The sequence below is a fragment of the Iningainema tapete BLCC-T55 genome, from assembly GCF_014698965.1.
GTDB lineage: Bacteria > Cyanobacteriota > Cyanobacteriia > Cyanobacteriales > Nostocaceae > Iningainema > Iningainema tapete.
In genome coordinates this window covers 205,059-222,003 of the sequence record NZ_JACXAE010000086.1, presented here as the reverse complement: position 1 = coordinate 222,003, position 16,945 = coordinate 205,059, and the positions used below count along the sequence as shown (strand labels likewise).

Annotated in this window: 15 protein-coding genes and 1 pseudogene; 6 read left to right on the top strand and 10 right to left on the bottom strand. The window is 39.4% G+C overall.

The annotated features are described in order from the left end of the window. Nucleotides 1-19: 19 nt before the first annotated feature. From ICL16_RS46170 to ICL16_RS28970, 5 genes are all read right to left on the bottom strand, one after another. Nucleotides 20-565 (bottom strand): DNA adenine methylase, encoded by a 546-nt coding sequence (locus ICL16_RS46170; protein WP_337907142.1) that lies wholly within the window; start codon nt 563-565, stop codon nt 20-22. Nucleotides 566-641: 76 nt separating this feature from the next. Further along, a complete protein-coding gene (locus ICL16_RS46165) occupies nt 642-911 on the bottom strand; it encodes a DNA adenine methylase (RefSeq protein ID WP_238361002.1) in 270 nt (89 codons plus the stop codon). Between the two features lie 193 nt (nt 912-1,104). Continuing rightward, complete coding sequence (locus ICL16_RS28980) at nt 1,105-1,950, bottom strand: peptidoglycan-binding domain-containing protein (protein WP_190835042.1); 846 nt, start codon at nt 1,948-1,950, stop codon at nt 1,105-1,107. Nucleotides 1,951-1,984: 34 nt separating this feature from the next. Further along, the gene (locus ICL16_RS28975) at nt 1,985-2,221 is read right to left on the bottom strand and encodes a hypothetical protein (protein ID WP_190835041.1); all 237 of its coding nucleotides are present in this window, start codon (nt 2,219-2,221) and stop codon (nt 1,985-1,987) included. 178 nt (nt 2,222-2,399) lie between these two features. Continuing rightward, nucleotides 2,400-2,891, bottom strand: a complete 492-nt coding sequence (locus ICL16_RS28970) for a hypothetical protein (RefSeq protein WP_238361001.1) — start codon at nt 2,889-2,891, stop codon at nt 2,400-2,402. Nucleotides 2,892-3,557: 666 nt separating this feature from the next. On the opposite strand from ICL16_RS28970, the gene ICL16_RS28965 reads away from it, so the two are divergent. The 4 genes from ICL16_RS28965 (at nt 3,558) to ICL16_RS47835 (ending at nt 9,774) form a co-directional block, all read left to right on the top strand. Next, entirely contained in the window at nt 3,558-7,163 is a 3,606-nt protein-coding gene (locus ICL16_RS28965) for a WD40 domain-containing protein (protein ID WP_190835040.1), read from the top strand. A 275-nt stretch (nt 7,164-7,438) separates the two neighbouring features. After that, complete coding sequence (locus ICL16_RS28960) at nt 7,439-8,266, top strand: DUF7453 family protein (protein WP_190835039.1); 828 nt, start codon at nt 7,439-7,441, stop codon at nt 8,264-8,266. A gap of 134 nt (nt 8,267-8,400) precedes the next feature. Continuing rightward, a complete protein-coding gene (locus ICL16_RS28955) occupies nt 8,401-9,315 on the top strand; it encodes a DUF7453 family protein (RefSeq protein ID WP_190835038.1) in 915 nt (304 codons plus the stop codon). Nucleotides 9,316-9,375: 60 nt separating this feature from the next. Beyond that, nucleotides 9,376-9,774, top strand: a complete 399-nt coding sequence (locus tag ICL16_RS47835) for a trypsin-like peptidase domain-containing protein (protein WP_190835037.1) — start codon at nt 9,376-9,378, stop codon at nt 9,772-9,774. Between the two features lie 855 nt (nt 9,775-10,629). Here the strand turns inward: ICL16_RS47835 and ICL16_RS28945 are convergent. From ICL16_RS28945 to ICL16_RS28935, 3 genes and pseudogenes are all read right to left on the bottom strand, one after another. Then, nucleotides 10,630-10,707 (bottom strand): annotated as a pseudogene (locus tag ICL16_RS28945) (histidine kinase dimerization/phospho-acceptor domain-containing protein); the annotation flags it as partial. A 165-nt stretch (nt 10,708-10,872) separates the two neighbouring features. Continuing rightward, nucleotides 10,873-11,547, bottom strand: coding sequence for a LabA-like NYN domain-containing protein (locus ICL16_RS28940; protein ID WP_190835036.1), 675 nt, complete (start codon nt 11,545-11,547; stop codon nt 10,873-10,875). A 937-nt stretch (nt 11,548-12,484) separates the two neighbouring features. Beyond that, nucleotides 12,485-13,018 (bottom strand): universal stress protein, encoded by a 534-nt coding sequence (locus tag ICL16_RS28935; RefSeq protein WP_190835035.1) that lies wholly within the window; start codon nt 13,016-13,018, stop codon nt 12,485-12,487. A 351-nt stretch (nt 13,019-13,369) separates the two neighbouring features. On the opposite strand from ICL16_RS28935, the gene ICL16_RS28930 reads away from it, so the two are divergent. Continuing rightward, nucleotides 13,370-13,591, top strand: a complete 222-nt coding sequence (locus ICL16_RS28930) for a hypothetical protein (RefSeq protein ID WP_190835192.1) — start codon at nt 13,370-13,372, stop codon at nt 13,589-13,591. 19 nt (nt 13,592-13,610) lie between these two features. Here ICL16_RS28930 and ICL16_RS28925 read toward each other — a convergent pair whose 3' ends face one another. Together ICL16_RS28925 and ICL16_RS28920 are read right to left on the bottom strand one after the other, a co-directional pair. Further along, a complete protein-coding gene (locus tag ICL16_RS28925) occupies nt 13,611-14,069 on the bottom strand; it encodes a hypothetical protein (RefSeq protein WP_190835034.1) in 459 nt (152 codons plus the stop codon). Between the two features lie 104 nt (nt 14,070-14,173). Then, nucleotides 14,174-14,728, bottom strand: coding sequence for a peroxiredoxin (locus ICL16_RS28920; RefSeq protein ID WP_190835033.1), 555 nt, complete (start codon nt 14,726-14,728; stop codon nt 14,174-14,176). A gap of 168 nt (nt 14,729-14,896) precedes the next feature. On the opposite strand from ICL16_RS28920, the gene recJ reads away from it, so the two are divergent. After that, nucleotides 14,897-16,933: a single-stranded-DNA-specific exonuclease RecJ gene (gene recJ / locus ICL16_RS28915; protein ID WP_190835032.1), complete on the top strand. Its 2,037-nt coding sequence runs from the start codon at nt 14,897-14,899 to the stop codon at nt 16,931-16,933. Nucleotides 16,934-16,945 lie beyond the last annotated feature (12 nt).

Genomic DNA, 16,945 nt, shown 5'->3' with positions numbered 1-16,945 from the left:
TTGATAACTCTTTCATAAGCTAAATCAAGGATAACTGGTGGGGTTGACATTCGGATGCTTGTTGTGCTTGAGTGCGAGCAAAAGTATTGTTGGCAACATGATCTATGTCATAGTTTACCCACAATACTTCTGTTCTTAATCCTTTTGTAGAGTGACAAGCCTTTGTTGGTGCTTCGATAGATTTCCAGTCTCCGTAAAGTTCTTCCATTAGAGAGCATTTGTAACCAGAGATAGCAACTTTACCTGTAACATTGTGAAGAACATCGGCAAGTTCACGATGCTGAGCATCTGTCATCTCGTAAGCATAGGCTTGACTATCACCTCTTGAATCATGTGGGTAAGGAGGATCGCAGTAAAACAGAGTTTGTTCACTGTCGTAACGTTTAATCACTTTAATTGCTGAGTCATGCTCAATCTGAACTCTTAAAAGTCTTTGCACAATTTCTGGCAAATCCTCTACACTTCCTAACCATCTGGAGACTGCTCCAGCCATCCCAGCACGACTTGTTAACTTACAATGCGCCCACCTGCCAGAACTGGCTTTTTGTGCTAAGCCAGTTCTCACCTGTCTAGCTCTAATGAAAAATCGCCTAGCTCGTTCAAAGTCAGATAAATCTTGGGTAGGCTCTGAGATTGCTATCTCAAATTCGCAAAGGAGAGAAGGGAGTTAAACCAATAGCTTCAATTAAGCTTTCCTTTTGCTCCCGTAGTACGCGAAAGAAATTTACGACTTCACCATCAAGATCATTGTATGTTTCTACAAGTGAAGGATTGCGATTGAGCAAAACAGCCGCCGAACCTCCAAACGGTTCACAGTAATGTTGGGAATCGGGTAGTAGAGGTAAAAGCCAATCGAGATGACTGAACTTACCACCATACCAACCAAAAGCTATCAGCTTATTTTTGCCCATCTTTATTATCCTTTCAATTCCGTAATATCAGCACGATCGCATGATCGGCTCAACCACTTCAAACTTCACTTTGTTATATAAATCCACGCTAAATGGTATTAACCCCACAATCTCCTCTAAATTATGTAACCGCAGCACTTCCTAGCGCCCAGAAACATTCTAAACTCACGATTCGTTCGGGGCAATTGTAATTTTACTTAATCAATTTTAACAGGAAATAGAGAACTGGTTTCCAAAAAATACCAGTTAACACGTAGGGGGCATATTCAAAAAGCAGCACGCGAGGCTGGTTAGATTGCAACACTTGTAAACGCTGTAGCAAAAACGGCACTACACAGGTGAGTCCATAGGCAGTCGCTATGGCTGTATTCAATTGAGGAGGGGAGCCTGGTAGGGGACTATGATAAATACCCAGTAGGATGCAAACAATCATTAACAACTGCTTCCATAAGAATAAAGACTGAACTGGTAGGAAATAAAGTATCTTGGGAAAACTCTTTTCTCTTTTTTGCCGCATTCCCAACAGAACAGCCCAAGTCGCCGCCCCAACTATGCCATCATCTTTTAGTCCATAAATTCTTTGGAAGTATTTAACGGCTCTTTCGGTTTGCTTGTCAAAATACCCATCAGGGTCTTTTTTTAAGATTCCTTCTTTGTGCAGGATTTTTTGCAATTCATTCACTGCATCCTGTAATTTTGGAGAGAGACTGCTATCCCTAAGGGAAAGCTTTGGGTAGCAAAGGCAAGCCCAAGTCAGTGGTCCGACTATTCCATCAACATAGAGATTATGTTGTTTCTGGAACTCTTTCACCGCCGACTCAGTTTCCAAGTCAAATTTACCACTGGGATTTGACAGGAAATTTAAGGAGTGCAAAATGGCTTGCAATTCATGTATAGCATCCTCTAAGGATTTTGGAGTAAAGTCTCGGTGAAGTATGGGACGCTTGGTGAACAGATAAACTTGTTTTTCTCCTGAGAAATAGAGCTTGGGGTTTTTCGCCCCAAGCAATATATTTACCAATTCAATTGCTCTTTTCATTGCAGAAATCTTAGTAGTAAGGTGTGGGATTTACCTAACGCAGTGACTCAAGAATTATTGCTGTTAATATCAAACACAACAGAAGAATTCCCAATCGCAAAAGCCAATCTCCTGCTAAAAATAGTACAGAGGTGAAAATATATGATCCACCCAAAATTGTTGAAATAACGTAGGTGATCGCAAACCCTACTAATGCTAGTAAAAAATACTTGAGTCCTTTAGAACCGAACTTTAACAAAAGATTATGGTCGTTGGTGAAATTAGTTTTCATTGTTTTTGCCCTTACTTAATTGATTGTTCCTTAAAAAAACAAGAGACTAGTCACGCGATCGCTCACTTACACTAGTCTCTGGGTTGGTATCCAACTCTCTGAAGATAGTCAAACAATTTATTCATTTTTGCAATGCCCTCCATCAGTTATATAACTGCTTGGAATTTTCAGGGGCAATCTAAATTTTTATGTCTTGGCGATAAGAAAATGTCACTCTACATACAAAACAGCCCTTTTGAAATATGAGCATTACATCTCCAAAACCAGTGGTTTGAAGAATATTTAGCAAACCAGCTTCTAAGTAATCTATTGCACTAGTCCGATTTTTCATCAACACCACACCGTAAGGTTCCAGTAGCAACCCGCGTTCGGATATATAAGCGTCCAAGTCTGCCTTCTGGAATCGAAAGTCATTATTTGGATGCCCTACTACCACAATCAAAAACTCTGGTGTCCTACCACTCCTAATCGTGCTGCATTCTACCAGCAGTTTGCGTGGTACAGAACCTTGATAATCATTGGGTAAACATGCCTGGAGGGTTCCGAAAAATCCTTCCAACATGGGATAACTCCTAACGTAGGTAATTGCAAAGCTTACTAATGCTAGTAAAAAGTATTTGAGGAACTTACAACTTAATCTGAGGAGAAGACTGTGCTGATTGTTTGTCATAGTTTTGCACCCACAATTTTGTTTGCATGGTTTCATTTAGTTTTGGCTAAGCTTGAGACTACCTGTACCGATTGCAATGTGACTGGCTCATGTACTGAGTGATATTAATACTAGAATTACCTAATTGCCTGAACACATTGATAATTGCACACACCACTGAGATCCGCTCCAAAAGCAGGTTGTTGCTGTTGGAAGCGTGCTTTTGGAGTTTTGGGGATATTGCATATTTATTTTCTGAATCCCTTGAGTTTTGGTTCTTTAACAGGACTTACACATCATGTGGTAGAAATCCAGTTTCTTCATCAGTATTTGGTTACTAGAAGGTAAAAACTCGGTCTATTTGTGCAAGTCCTCTTGAAATAGGATTAATTCAACTTATATAAACATTCTGAACGATCAAGCCCAAAAACTGTAATACAGGAAACTTCAGAATTTTCAGAATTTTTCGTCAAGCTCATAAAACTGAAAGTTCAGGAAAGTTAGCTTTATACTAGAAAACATATATTGACCTTTGGCTAATCAATGAAGCTCTCTTGGAGTTATGGTGATAAGCAAAGCTAATTATTCACAAAACGTTTATAGGACAAGGCTTTCAGCACATAGTTTTTAGGGAGCTATCAGTAAATAGGCGGGTTTCCATTACAAGTACAGGAAGGAGAGCCATCAATGAATGCTGAAGAGGCACTATCATTCGTAGATGAATTAGTTTTTGTGAAGACCGGAAAACGACTAGATGATCTGCAAAGGATTATATTTCTAGGATCTTGGCAAGGTAAAAGTTACAAGGAGATTCACAAAGATTGTTCTGACCGTTGCGGTTTAGACCACATTATGCGAAATGTTGCTCCTGAGCTATGGAAGCTTCTTTCTCGTGTTCTAGGAGAAGGGGAAAAGGTCGATAAAAATCATCTTCAGGCACCACTAAACCGCGCACGAAAGCAGCTGGAGCGAACCCAGCAGCTGCAATTGCAGTTAATAGAAGAAGACATACTACCTCAAGTTAGGGAAGAAAAGAAAGTCACTATCGTTGATTGGGGAGAAGCACCTGATGTCTCTGTTTTCTTTGGACGTAGATCGGAGTTAGACAAACTAGAAGAATGGATTGTCAAAAACCATTGCCGATTAGTGGGTATATTTGGCATGGGCGGAATCGGCAAAACTGCTCTAACTGTAAAGCTGACTCAGAAAATTCAGGATCAGTTTGAGTACGTTATTTGGCGATCGCTCCGCAATACTCCACCTATCAAAGAACTTTTGGCTAACTTGCTGATCCAATTTTTGTCAACTGATATACCAGAAACCGTAGGCGGTAGAGTCACACTACTGATTAATTGTTTACGAGAGCGGCGAAGTCTTTTGGTACTGGATAATGCTGAGACGATTATGCAAGGAGGTGATCGCGCTGGACATTATAAAGAGGGGTATGAGGGTTATGGTGAGTTGCTGAGACGGATGGGAGAAGAACCCCATCAAAGTTGCTTGGTGCTAACTAGTCGAGAAAAACCCAAAGAATTCACACCTTTGGAGGGAGAAGCATCACCAGTTAGAACACTATCACTAGTAGGCTTGGGACAAATAGAAGGGCAAGAAATTCTCAAGGGTAAAGACTTGTTTGGATCTCAGCAGGAATGGGCACAGCTGGTCAAGAATTATTCAGGCAATCCCTTAGCATTGAAGCTAGTTTCTGAACCAATTCGCCAGTTATTTAGCGGAGATATCGCTGCTTTTCTAGAAGAAGGGGAGATAATTTTTGGCGACACCCGTAATTTATTGGATCAACAGTTTGAACGCTTGTCAAACCTAGAGAAAGAAAGTATGTACTGGTTAGCTGTCAAGCGTGAGTTAGTTTCGTTGAAGGATTTGCGAAATGCTATTGTATGTCCATTTTCAGAAAGTAACTTACAGGATGCTTTAACATCGCTGCGACAGCGCTCAATGATTGAAAACAGTTTAAAGCTTTTTTCACTCCAATCTGTGGTAATGGAGTACATGACCGATAAACTGATTGAACAAGTTTGTCAAGAAATTACTACTGGTGAAATTGCACTATTCAAGAGTCATGCTCTGATTGAAGCAACTGCAAAGGATTACATTAGAAAGATTCAAATTAACCTTATACTTAAATCGGTTATTGATAGGTTGTTAACTATTTTCAAATTTCCCAATAATCTTAAAGATAAGCTTACTCAAATTTTATCGAAACTCCAAAAAGAATCTCCACCAGAAGCAGGATATGCAGGCGGAAATATTCTGAATCTACTTTGTCAACTACAGGTGGATTTAAGTGGTTATGACTTTTCAGGTCTAAGTGTTTGGCAAGGCTACTTGCAGGAGGTGAATTTACATGATGTTAATTTCGCTAACTCCAATCTGGATAAATCTGTTTTTGCTGAAGCCATAGGCAGTATTTTGTCAGTGGCATTTAGCGGAGAGTCTTTGGCGATCGGTTCTTCTAATGGTGAAATTTGCTTGTTTCAGGGACAAGGACGTTCCATATGTAAAGGACATACTCATTGGGTTCGTTCGATCGCCTTTAGTCCTGATGGGCAAAAGTTTGCTAGTGGCAGTGACGACCAAACTGTGAAGATATGGGATATCAAAACCGGTAAATTCTTCAGCACATTATCCGGGCATAGTAGTTGTGTCCGTTCAGTTACCTTTAGCAATAATGGTCTTGTTGCTAGTGGTAGTGAAGATGGAACTGTGAAGATATGGAATGTCGATACTGGTGAGTGCTTAAGGACTTTGACAGGACACGTTGGTAAGGTTTGGTCAGTTGCTTTTAGTCCAAACCCCCCAAGAGGGATCTTAGCTAGCGGTGGTGAAGATAAAACCATTAAAATATGGGAACTGGACACAGGTAAATGCCTCAAGACTTTAACAGGACATGAAAACTGGGTCAGATCGGTGGCATTCAGCCCGGAGGGGCAACAAATTGTCAGCGGTGGAGATGATAACACTGTCAGAATCTGGGAAGTTGACACAGGTAAGTGCATTAAGACTTTAACGGGACATGACAACTGGGTTCGGTCAGTGGCATTCAACTGTGATGGACGAAGAATCATCAGTGGCGGCGATGACAACACCGTAAGAATCTGGGATGTCTCGGATGGTAAGTGCCAGAATATTTTGTATGGGCATGAAAATAGAGTTTGGTCAGTAGCTTTTAGCCCCGATGGACAGCGGATTGCTAGTGGCAGTGACGATCAAACTGTGAAGACTTGGGATGCTTCGGATGGTAAGTGCCTGAGTACAGTGGGGGGATATTCTAATTGGATTTTGTCTGTGGCTTTTAGTCCCGACCCCCCTGGGGGGTTATTAGCCAGTGGTGGTGAAGACAAGATTGTGAGAATATGGGATGTCAAAAATCATAACATTATCACCACCCTAAGAGGACATACCAGCCGCATTTGGTCAGTAGCTTTCAGTCCGGATTGTCGATTGCTAGCCAGTGGCAGTGACGATCGCAGCATTAGAATCTGGGATCTTAAAACTAATGGGGGTAAGCAATGCTTGCAGGTGTTTACAGATCACGATCACTGGGTAAGATCGGTTGCATTCAGTCCTGATGGGCTGCTACTTGCTAGTGGCAGTGATGACCATACTGTGAGAATATGGGATATTCATCAGGGTATTGGGCTTAAGGTATTGCGAGGTCATGGAAATTGGGTGCGATCGGTTGCGTTCAGTCCTGATGGAAAGTTACTTGCTTCTGTCAGCGACGATCATACCATTAGGATTTGGGATGTTTACACTGATGCTTCCCCCAGAATATTACTTGGTCATCAGAACTTAGTTAGGTCAGTCGCCTTTAGTCCCGATGGAAAGCTAATTGCTAGTGGCAGCAACGATCATACCGTCAAAATTTGGGATGTTCGCACTGGCGAGTGTATTAAAACTTTAACAAGACACAAGAACTGGGTACATTCAGTTGCTTTCAGTTCTGATGGTCATATGCTCGTCAGTGGTTGTCAAGACGGAACTATATATTTATGGAATGTCAGTGATTATAAACCCATCAAGTCCTTTCATGAAGATGCTAATGAAGTGCTATCAGTAGCCTGTAGTCCAGATGGAAAACTCATCGCTACTGGAATCAATAATGGGATAATCCGACTGAGAAGCATGAATAAAGGAGGATTTGAACAACCAATATCATTGAATATCCCTAAACCTTATGAAGGAATGAACATTACAAGCGTTATTGGCTTAACCGAGGATCAGAAACGAAATCTTCGCGCCTTGGGAGCAATTGAAGTGAAACATACTTAAAAATTCATAATTCATAATTTATAACCCACCATTCAGCAACGCCGTTTTCCGCCCAATATTTAAAGTTGAGATAAATTTTCACCTCATTTTCCGTCTTTTTTTTAAAGATTATATTTGTGTATAAAAAACTACTTAATTTTTATGCAATATTTTGAATAAATAAATTGCAGCCCTCTTGCTATAGCTATTCCATGAATATATTTACCAATACAACAAGCATTGATAGTGTTATCACTGATGCAAGAACACTCACATTAAAAAAGGATACTTTATCAATGATTAAAAATTTACAACCATATACATGTCAGGTGAGTAGGGACTTAGTACTTACTGATTACGATAAGAACTTATCTATAGAAAAAAATCAAACAGAGACAGTTAGGTTTTCTTGGAGAGGATCTGATACCAATCAAGAGGGTATTTACGTTAGCTGTAACAACACTTTACAGGTAGTGGCGGACAATAATACACCGATCCCTGGCGGTAAAGGAAACTTTGTTTTTTTTGACTCTTTTTCTGTATCCAACGATAATGTAGCTTTTGAAGGATTTGGTTCTTCCTTAGATCAACAAGGTATCTACATTAGCTCTAATGGTAAATTGCATGTGGTTGCCGATCGCAACACAGCTGTTCCTAATGGTACAGGAAACTTCATTGGTTTTAGCTTGAGTCATCTTGGGCTAGATGGTAATCGCCTAGCATTCTTTGCCTTCGGTAGTGATAGTGAGGGAATTTATCTGTATTGTGACGGAAAATTGCAAGTAGTAGCTGACAAAAGTACACCAATTCCCGGTGGTACAGGGAACTTCTCTTCCTTGTGCGATCCTGTAATTGCAGGTGGTAATGTAGTTTTTATTGGCACTGGCGACAATAGACAGCAAGGTATTTATATCAGTAGAGATAATTCACTACAAGTACTGTTAGATACTAATACAACCATTCCTGGAGAGCCAAGAAAGTTCAGTAGATTCAGCAATATTGTCTTAGATGACAATTATCTGACGTTTGTTGGGTATGTATGCATTTCCGCAGAGGATACAGCCGATGAACCTATTGGTCAATATTATTACCTAAATGGTACTCTCTGGCAAAAGATATTTTAAAGTTAGGATAAATTTTAGTGATATTTTGCCTCTTTTTTTTAAAGATTTTGTTTGTGTATAAACAAATACTAAAATTTTCTTAACAATCAAGATAGATTATGCTTGGGGTTTTTATTTACAAATAAAGAAAGTAAATGAACACATCTACTAACAAAATCAGTGTAGACAGGGTAATTACTGAGACGACAGCGCCAATCTTGAATAAAAATTCTTCATTAATACAAAAATTACAAATACAAGTTAGTCAGGTAAAAGGAGAATCGGCACTTAAAGCTAAGCTGAACATACCACAGAAAAATCAGGTAGCAGGAGCAAACTTCTCCCTTCAAGGATTCGATATCAATCAAGAGGGTATTTATATAAGTATTGATAATATGTTGCAACTGGTAGCAGACGATAACACACCTATTCCCTGTGGTAAAGGAAACTTTGTTTTTTTCGACTCTTTTTCTGTACAAGATCGTAATGTAGCATTTAAAGGATTTGGTTCTTCCTTAGATCAGCAAGGCATTTACATTAGTTGTGATGGGGAATTGCAGGTGATAGCTGACTGTAGTACAAATGTTCCGAATGGGAGGGGAAACTTTATTGGGTTCAGTTTGAGTGATCTTGGGCTTGACTCTAACAATGTAGCGTTTTTTGCCTTTTCAACCCAAGAAGAAGGAATTTACTTGAGTTGTGAGGGGGAATTACAAATGGTTGCGGATAGCAATACACCTATTCCTAGTGGTACAGGCAATTTCACGTCATTTAGCGATCCTGGGGTGAAAAATGGTCGCGTAGTATTTATTGGCAATGGTTTAAATCAGCAGCAGGGTATATACATTAGCACAGATAATTCTTTACAAAAGGTAGTCGATACTAATACAACTGTTCCTGGTGAGACAATAAAGTTCGCTAAGTTCAATCACATTACACTAGATGGTAAGAATTTAGCGTTTGTCGGGTATGTCTCTATGCCTGACTTGATTGGTACATCTTATTCACCTATTGGTATATATGCTTATAGTGATAATTCTCTAACTAAGGTGGTTGACTTCAGTCTTTAAACTTGTCAACCCTTTTTTCCGCCGCCCAACGCCCACGTCGTTGATGGTGCGGATACGGTTGTGAAGATTCAAGCAGATAATTTACCAGTTGTCTCCTTGGATAACTTAGAACAACTTCAACCAGGACAATGGGCGATCGCGATCAGTAACCCCTTGGGTTTAGACAACACTGTGACAACTGGCATCGTCAGGGGTACTAGAGGCAGTAGTAAAGATATTGGCGGCGGTATTGATAAACGAGTAGCATTTATTCAAACAGACGCCGCCATTAATCCTGGTAACTCTGGAGTTCCCTTGCTTAACGCTCGTGGCGAAGTAAATTCTATCCAAAATGCTGTAGAAAATAGTCAAGTCGGCGCTTCATTGCGCGTTGAATTGCGCCGCCTTCTGCCCTCTAACTCATGTACAGTGCTAGACTCAAAGCACAAACGGCGACAAGAACAGGAAGTGCCGTACTAAACTCCAGTTTCCTTGTCCTAAAGATTGCTACACAAGAAATCGGGACAAGCACAGGCCATAGGATAGTTGTAATGATGAACATAACAAAAGATAAAAATTTATCTTCTGGAGAAGAACTAGGATGACTAAGGCAAAATCTTAACCAGTTGCTGAAAAAATAGCAAGTGATGGCTAGGTAACTCAAAGTCAATGGCAAGATAAAGTTGTTCACGCCCTGGTACTCCTTAATTGCTACTTGAAATTTACCAAATACAAAACTATAGTTCGGTTATTGCAGGTTGTCATCAATTTTTACTGATAAGTTTGAAATGCTACTGTGCAAAGCTTGAATTAGATATAAAATATTTAGTTCATAATGAGCTAAATATTAATCTATTTCCGAAATTTATTGAATCAGTACTTACACTTAATTTTAAATTTTACCGATTAAATAATGACTCATCCGGATAAATTACTACTATTCCTCCTGGAAAACCCTTTAAAGTTTAAATCTTTTTTAAAAAAAGTTCCTCTATTAAAAGTTTAATTTTGTTCAACTTGTACTCCATCTTCACATATATCAAGAGTCATAGTACTAAATAAAAGGGTCTTGACACGATTACATTTGTATATTGTAAATATAGATATATTCATAGGAATGAATACGCTCACTTTTATACTTAAGTTGAGCGTAGTATAATTTTCGTAGATTGAGTAATACAAAAAATGTTAAGAACAAATTTATTTTAAAAAAAAAATATTGTATTTGATGATGCAATAAAAAACAGCAGTTTTGATTACGCTTGTGCTGTGAAACTTTGTAGTTATGACTGCTTAATGTCAATTGGTCGTATTGTCAAGCCAAAGGTAGAAAATATTGGGTTCTATTGAGCCGTCTGCTAGTTCCTCTAAGTATCCACGCACAACTGTCAATGGTGTTCGCAACTCATGAGTGTTGGATTAATTGAGCAATTTCAGCTTCATCCTCAATAATTAAAATATTCATTCTGATTTGGGGCAAGCATCTCGGAGAGAAAGTCACGCATTCAAAAGCTAAAAGACTTATATTTTCACCTTTTGCGCCATTTTGAATGGTAACTTTATTTCTGCCGCAATGTACTAGTATTGTACGGCGATCGCTCCTTTGTAGCTTGAGTGAGAATCCTTTTGAATGTGTTGTTTAATGGTGTCGATCTCAATAAAGCAGTCTGCTACATCAATTAAACTATCACTAGTCATTGAGCGCACGCTGACTACTTCCACCCGAACTCCTTTGTAGGTGACAGCATTAACGGCATAAGCCAGATCTCCATCACCACTAACTAGGACCCCTGTATCATAGTAAGGAGCTAGATTCATCATGTCTACAGCAATTTCTACGTCTAAATTAGCTTTTTTGGAACCATCTGGTAGTTGGACTAAATCTTTGGTGACTACACGATAGCCATTTCGACGCATCCACAGCAGAAAACCTTGTTGTTTTTCGTTAGTGCGATCAACTCCTGTGTAGAAGAAAGCACGTAATAGCCTTGAACCATTGGTTAAGTGGCATAGCAGTTTAGCGTAGTCAATTTCGATGCCTAGTTGCAAAGCCGCGTGAAATAGGTTCGCTCCATCAATAAAAATAGCAACTCGGCCCCGATTCGTTTCATGGTCATGATATTTGTCAGCTGACAAGTCTCTGTGCTTGTCTTCACCTGCTACGCCTGATTCTAAAAGGCGTTCTCCTGGCCAATGCGGTTGCTCTCTTATTAATCTATAATGGTGATCTATTTGTTTAGTAAAATTAGACATTGATACCTCTTAGTTTGTAATGAGCGGAGTATTTTTGGTAAATTCGTGCTTTTATAATTAAATTGTCCTGATTTTTATCTGAGCATAAGTTAAAATAAGGTACAACCTCAAAGGCTTGCTACTGTTGATGACCAACCCTTTTTTGATGAACACCAAGCCACTTTAGATGAAAGCGGCTTTCCACTTTGTGCTGTTTTGAGCTTAGCAAAATATAAATTTATTGTAACTAAGCATTCTCTAATCGCCATATTTCTCTGATCTTGCTTGGGAATATCGCCCGTTGACATTTAATCAAATCTTTAGATGCAAACACTACACTGCTGTGTTGGCAACAGGTTTTGTTAGCATACAGTTCTACATCATACATTTATTGGCAATATAACTCAAATTTTTACACGTAGTTCCACTGAAATTTTTGTGCGTTACTTGAAGCTGTAGAGAACAGAGATTTTCATTGCACCACTGTCCAAGAGGCATTTAGGCCGAAAAGACTGAGGGCAGCGATTGAGTCTTGCAGCATAAACGTTGCTTAAGTTCATCATGGCTAACCCGTTTACAGTGCTGCTTCACTGCTTTGCGTCTGTTGCATTACTTTGGGTACTTGTGGCTTGCGATCGCCGATTAGCCCTTGTGAAGAGATTCTTTTCAGTTTGAGCAGATTCAATTTTTTGTTGGTTTTACAAATGCTATCTCTAATTTATGCAAGTAATTTAGTGATATAAATATTTATCTCATAACTTAATCAATTTGTCAATCTTTAGGTAAATACTGATTAAATAATATCTTGATTTATGATGATAATTGATATTAGTTTAACATGTATTGTCGAGAAAAATGTAAAACTGATAACTAAAAAATTATTTTTAAATGTAGAGACGCGCCACAGAGCGTCTCTACATTGTTAAAAAAGTTTGTAAAAATAGGATTTGGGAGAAAATTAGGTTTTCGCTATTTGCTCTACTTCACAGGCGGTATTCGTAGGAGCATGACTTAATTGACCTTGTACTGTCAAAACTGAGCAAGGAGCATGATGTAACACATAATTACTAACGCTACCAAGGAGAAGTTCACTTAGTCCACTCCGACCCCTACGACCTACTACAATTAAGTCAGCTTCCCAAGTACGAGCTAAATCACAAATCAGACGCCCTGGGTCGCCAATACTTTCCGTAAATTCAGTTATGACACCAGCAGAAATTGCCTTGTTTGTCAGTGATGCTAACCAATTTAATCTTTCTTGCTTAAGTTCTTCCCATTGATTTATATGATAATTGATAGCTTCAGTGTTAAAAGATGGGTACACACCCTCTGGTTGTAAAAACATGGGATGTATATATTGCTCATCTAAAGGCGAAATAACATGCAATATTAACAAGCTAGCATTGTTAACTTTTGCTAAAGACACAGCAGACTCAAAAACGTACTGACCAATGTCAGAGTTGTCTATCCCAACGAGAATTTGTTGAAACATACTGAGAGCGTCCTTTGTTATCAGTGGTTGGTGTATGACTAGCGCTGCCCTATTCGCGATCGCTCAGTTGCTCAAAAGGAAAGCATCGTAACTACACCTATATTTCTATTTATAGAAAAACTTTTTGAGGAATTTGTGAGGAAACATCAGATGATATCAATTAACTTAAAAAAATTAATAAAAGTGTAAATTTAGTTACAATAGTTAGAATATTTTATTTTTTACTCACAACTTCCTCACAATTGCTCAATATGCTGAAAGCATGAAGAGTTTGTTTTCCCTTGGTAGTCCAATTGTTAACTAACTTTTCTAATTAAAAACACAAATTTGTTATAAAATTTCCAAAAAATTATGAATTACTGTCCTTGCTGTTCTCATACACTTCTACGCCACATCAGAGGGCATGAAGTTTACTGGTTTTGCCGCAACTGTTGGCAGGAGATGCCAGTATTAACTTGGAATCATTTTACTAAAACACTTCACAATCCAAAACAAGATCTTGCTACTGTTGGCATGAATAAACGAGAAGCTATATCTGAATGGATTGAGGCACAATTGCCACAAATGATATAAGCCAAAAAACAGATGCATATTAATGAGGACGCATTGCTTCCCGTCCCAATATAAACATACCCGCTACACCCAAGCTCACAAACCAGATATATTGATACCAATATTTGTGTATCTGTTGTGCACTAAGTTCTGGATGTAGCGTGTTCAAGTACAGTAGCAAGACAACTATCATTAGCGCAGCAAAACCAACAAAGCTTAAACCAATTCTAATTCTTGCAGGTCGCAGTTCAAAGTCGCTAATCTTTTCTATGTCAACCGATGCTAACTCCTTTAAAAAATCTTCTGCTACAGACGAGGTTGCTTGCAAGACAGAACTTAACTTTGGTGGCAAAATTGGTACTAGCATTGCTACGGTTGGGCGGCGAAGCAACTCTTCTGTATCTCGCAGCAATTCCAAAGGCTTTACCAAAGTAGGAGGTTCAGTCAATCTTATCTTCTGTGAAGTAGTTTGAGCAGTGACTTGAGGTTCAACATCCATAACATGCGCCTTCTCAGTAACTGTGAACAATTTTTGCCTGACTCTATTTTAGCGATCGCGCCTACAACCAGATACCCGACTTCTGTCAGAAGTCGGGTATCTGACTAAGATGCTTGCTGCAATTCGTCAAGTCGCGCCATCACTTCTGTACTGTGGATGACTGGATTGACTTTAACAAAAGTCTCGCGTAATCTACCTTCTGGGTCAATGATAAAAGTATGGCGCATAGATATAAAACCCATCCAAGAACCGTAAGCTTTGCTGACAGCGCCAGTGGTATCAGCTAACAGCGGAAATTTTAGCCCTTCCGAATCACAAAATTCGGCATGAGAGTTAATATCATCTGCACTGACTCCAATAATCTCAGCGTTTTTTTCGTGGTATTTGGACAAATCTTGCTGGAAGCGACGGGCTTCTATAGTGCAACCAGCAGTAAAGTCTTTGGGGTAAAAGTAGAGAACTACCCACTTACCACGATAATTAGACAATGAAACTTTGCCATCGCCAGTGTTGGTTGGCAAACTAAAGTCTGGTGCAACTTGATTAATTGTGGGAAGTTTACCTCCCAACGCCATAGAACTGGGAACAAAACTCAACCAACCTACCAGAGCAAAGAAACTGGCAAACAGTATACTCAAAAAAGTGCGACGCTTAATCATTTGACAAACCAAAATACATAACTTAAAGTAAGTTTACAATTTTTTTGGTACGTATTTGCCTAGAGAATGCGTTAGCCACTATGATTTAAACAATAATGGCATCTGCTGAAGAATCGCTACACGTCTTGTTTGCTATAGAATTATTTGCTAGTTCCTATTGATTCAACAGTGTTAAAGCAACCAATATCTGAATTACCTCGTCGCACTAAAAGATCGCCCAATCAGCGATGGCAAATTTCTCGTGCTAAAACAGAATTAGCGCTATCTTTCGCCCAAGCTCTGAATTTGTCGCCGATAGTTAGCCAATTGTTGATTAATCGTGGAATTGAAACTCTAGAAGCAGCAACAATATTTCTCCATCCAGAGTCTCTTGTCTTACCTTCTGCTTTAGAAGAATTTCCTGATTTGGTAATGAGTTTAGAATTATTGCAATCAGCGATCGTACGAGAGGAAAAAATTGCCATTTGCGGTGACTACGATGCTGATGGGATGACAAGCACTGCTTTACTCTTGCGTAGTTTGCGTTGGTTGGGTGGTGATGTAAATTACGCTATTCCCAGCCGGATGCACGATGGCTACGGTATTAATAAACGTATTGTCGAAGAATTCCATCGTGAAGGGATAGGACTAATTCTCACTGTAGATAATGGGATCTCAGCATTTGAACCAATTGCCAGAGCAAGAGAACTTGGTTTAAAAGTGATTGTCACCGATCACCATGATATCCCTCAACAATTACCACCCGCTAATGCTATCCTCAACCCCAAATTAATTAGCGAATCTTCTCCTTATCGAGGTATTGCTGGTGTTGGTGTTGCCTATATTTTAGCAGTATGTCTTGCCGAACAAATGGGACATCAAGGCATATCTACTTCGTTGTTAGAACTTTTTACACTAGGAACTATCGCAGATTTAGCACCCTTAACTGGTGTCAACCGTAGCTGGGTGAAACGCGGTTTAAATCTGTTACCTAAATCTAAGTTACCAGGTGTACAAGCATTAATTCAGATGTCTGGCGTACAGGGGCAATCAACATCCTTAAAGCCAGAAGATATTGGATTTCGCCTTGGTCCCCGTATTAATGCTATAGGTAGAATAGGCGATCCACAAATTGTCATTGAATTGCTAACTACAGATGATATGGGCATAGCACTGGAGCGGGCAATGCAGTGTGAAGAAATTAACAGACAGCGCCAAGAAATGTGCGAACAAATTGAACAGGAGGCGATTACAATTGTAGAGACGTTACATGCAACGTCTCTACACGAGGATCGGATGTTAGTTGTTGTGCAACCAAACTGGCATCATGGTGTAATTGGGATCGTCGCCTCTCGTTTGGTTGAACGTTACGGTGTACCTGTATTCATTGGTACTAATGAATCGGATACTTTAATTCGCGGTTCAGCACGAGGAATCCCAGAGTTTGATGTATTTGCTGCGTTAGAATATTGTCAAGACTTACTGGGAAAATTTGGTGGGCATAAAGCTGCTGGGGGATTTTCACTACCAGCAGAAAATTTAGAGGCTGTGCGAATGCGCCTCAGTGAGTTTGCTAACCAGTGTCTGGAAGTGCAACACCTCAAACCGTTGGTCAAAATAGATACGCAAATCCATCTCAATCAAGTCAATCACCAGCTTTATCAACAGCTTAACATTTTAGAACCCTGCGGTATCGATAACCCCGATCCCATCTTTTGGACACCTAATCTTAAAATACTTGAACAGCAAATTGTTGGCAAGGGTCACATCAAAATGACGTTAGCACAAACTATAGGCGATCAACAGTATAAAATCAAAGCAATTGCTTGGCGTTGGCGCGACTACTTTCCTCTACCGTCGCAAGTAGATGTTGCTTACAAACTACGAGAAAATCAATTTAATGGCAACACTACCATTGAGTTAGAGTTACTGGGCTTCTTACCACCAACTCAGTCACACCTGTTTTATCCCTCACTACCCACTTCTTTGCGAAGCACCTTTGATTACAACCAGCACCACTACACTTGTGGCTTCTATCAAAATGGCTCTCTTCACGAATTGAGAATTAAAAATTCTGACGGGGTATTCTTAGTCATTCAACCTGGAAAAACTATCGGTTTACTGGGAAACAATCGTCAAGAAGCGCAAGAAATTGATATTTCCCAACCCCAATATCATAGTATTATTCAAGCTGCTCTTCAATCGTTACAATCACATGATCAGTAGAGACGTTCCGAC

Bases quoted from the DNA above. Each gene is read 5' to 3' on its own strand.
- ICL16_RS28970 (WP_238361001.1), bottom strand. From the start codon at position 2,891: ATGACAAACAATCAGCACAGTCTTCTCCTCAGATTAAGTTGTAAGTTC.
- ICL16_RS46165 (WP_238361002.1), bottom strand. From the start codon at position 911: ATGGGCAAAAATAAGCTGATAGCTTTTGGTTGGTATGGTGGTAAGTTC.
- ICL16_RS28920 (WP_190835033.1), bottom strand. From the start codon at position 14,728: ATGATTAAGCGTCGCACTTTTTTGAGTATACTGTTTGCCAGTTTCTTT.
- ICL16_RS28955 (WP_190835038.1), top strand. From the start codon at position 8,401: ATGAACACATCTACTAACAAAATCAGTGTAGACAGGGTAATTACTGAG.
- ICL16_RS28935 (WP_190835035.1), bottom strand. From the start codon at position 13,018: ATGTTTCAACAAATTCTCGTTGGGATAGACAACTCTGACATTGGTCAG.
- ICL16_RS28925 (WP_190835034.1), bottom strand. From the start codon at position 14,069: ATGGATGTTGAACCTCAAGTCACTGCTCAAACTACTTCACAGAAGATA.
- ICL16_RS28940 (WP_190835036.1), bottom strand. From the start codon at position 11,547: ATGTCTAATTTTACTAAACAAATAGATCACCATTATAGATTAATAAGA.
- ICL16_RS28975 (WP_190835041.1), bottom strand. From the start codon at position 2,221: ATGAAAACTAATTTCACCAACGACCATAATCTTTTGTTAAAGTTCGGT.
- ICL16_RS28965 (WP_190835040.1), top strand. From the start codon at position 3,558: ATGAATGCTGAAGAGGCACTATCATTCGTAGATGAATTAGTTTTTGTG.
- ICL16_RS28980 (WP_190835042.1), bottom strand. From the start codon at position 1,950: ATGAAAAGAGCAATTGAATTGGTAAATATATTGCTTGGGGCGAAAAAC.
- ICL16_RS28930 (WP_190835192.1), top strand. From the start codon at position 13,370: ATGAATTACTGTCCTTGCTGTTCTCATACACTTCTACGCCACATCAGA.
- ICL16_RS28960 (WP_190835039.1), top strand. From the start codon at position 7,439: ATGATTAAAAATTTACAACCATATACATGTCAGGTGAGTAGGGACTTA.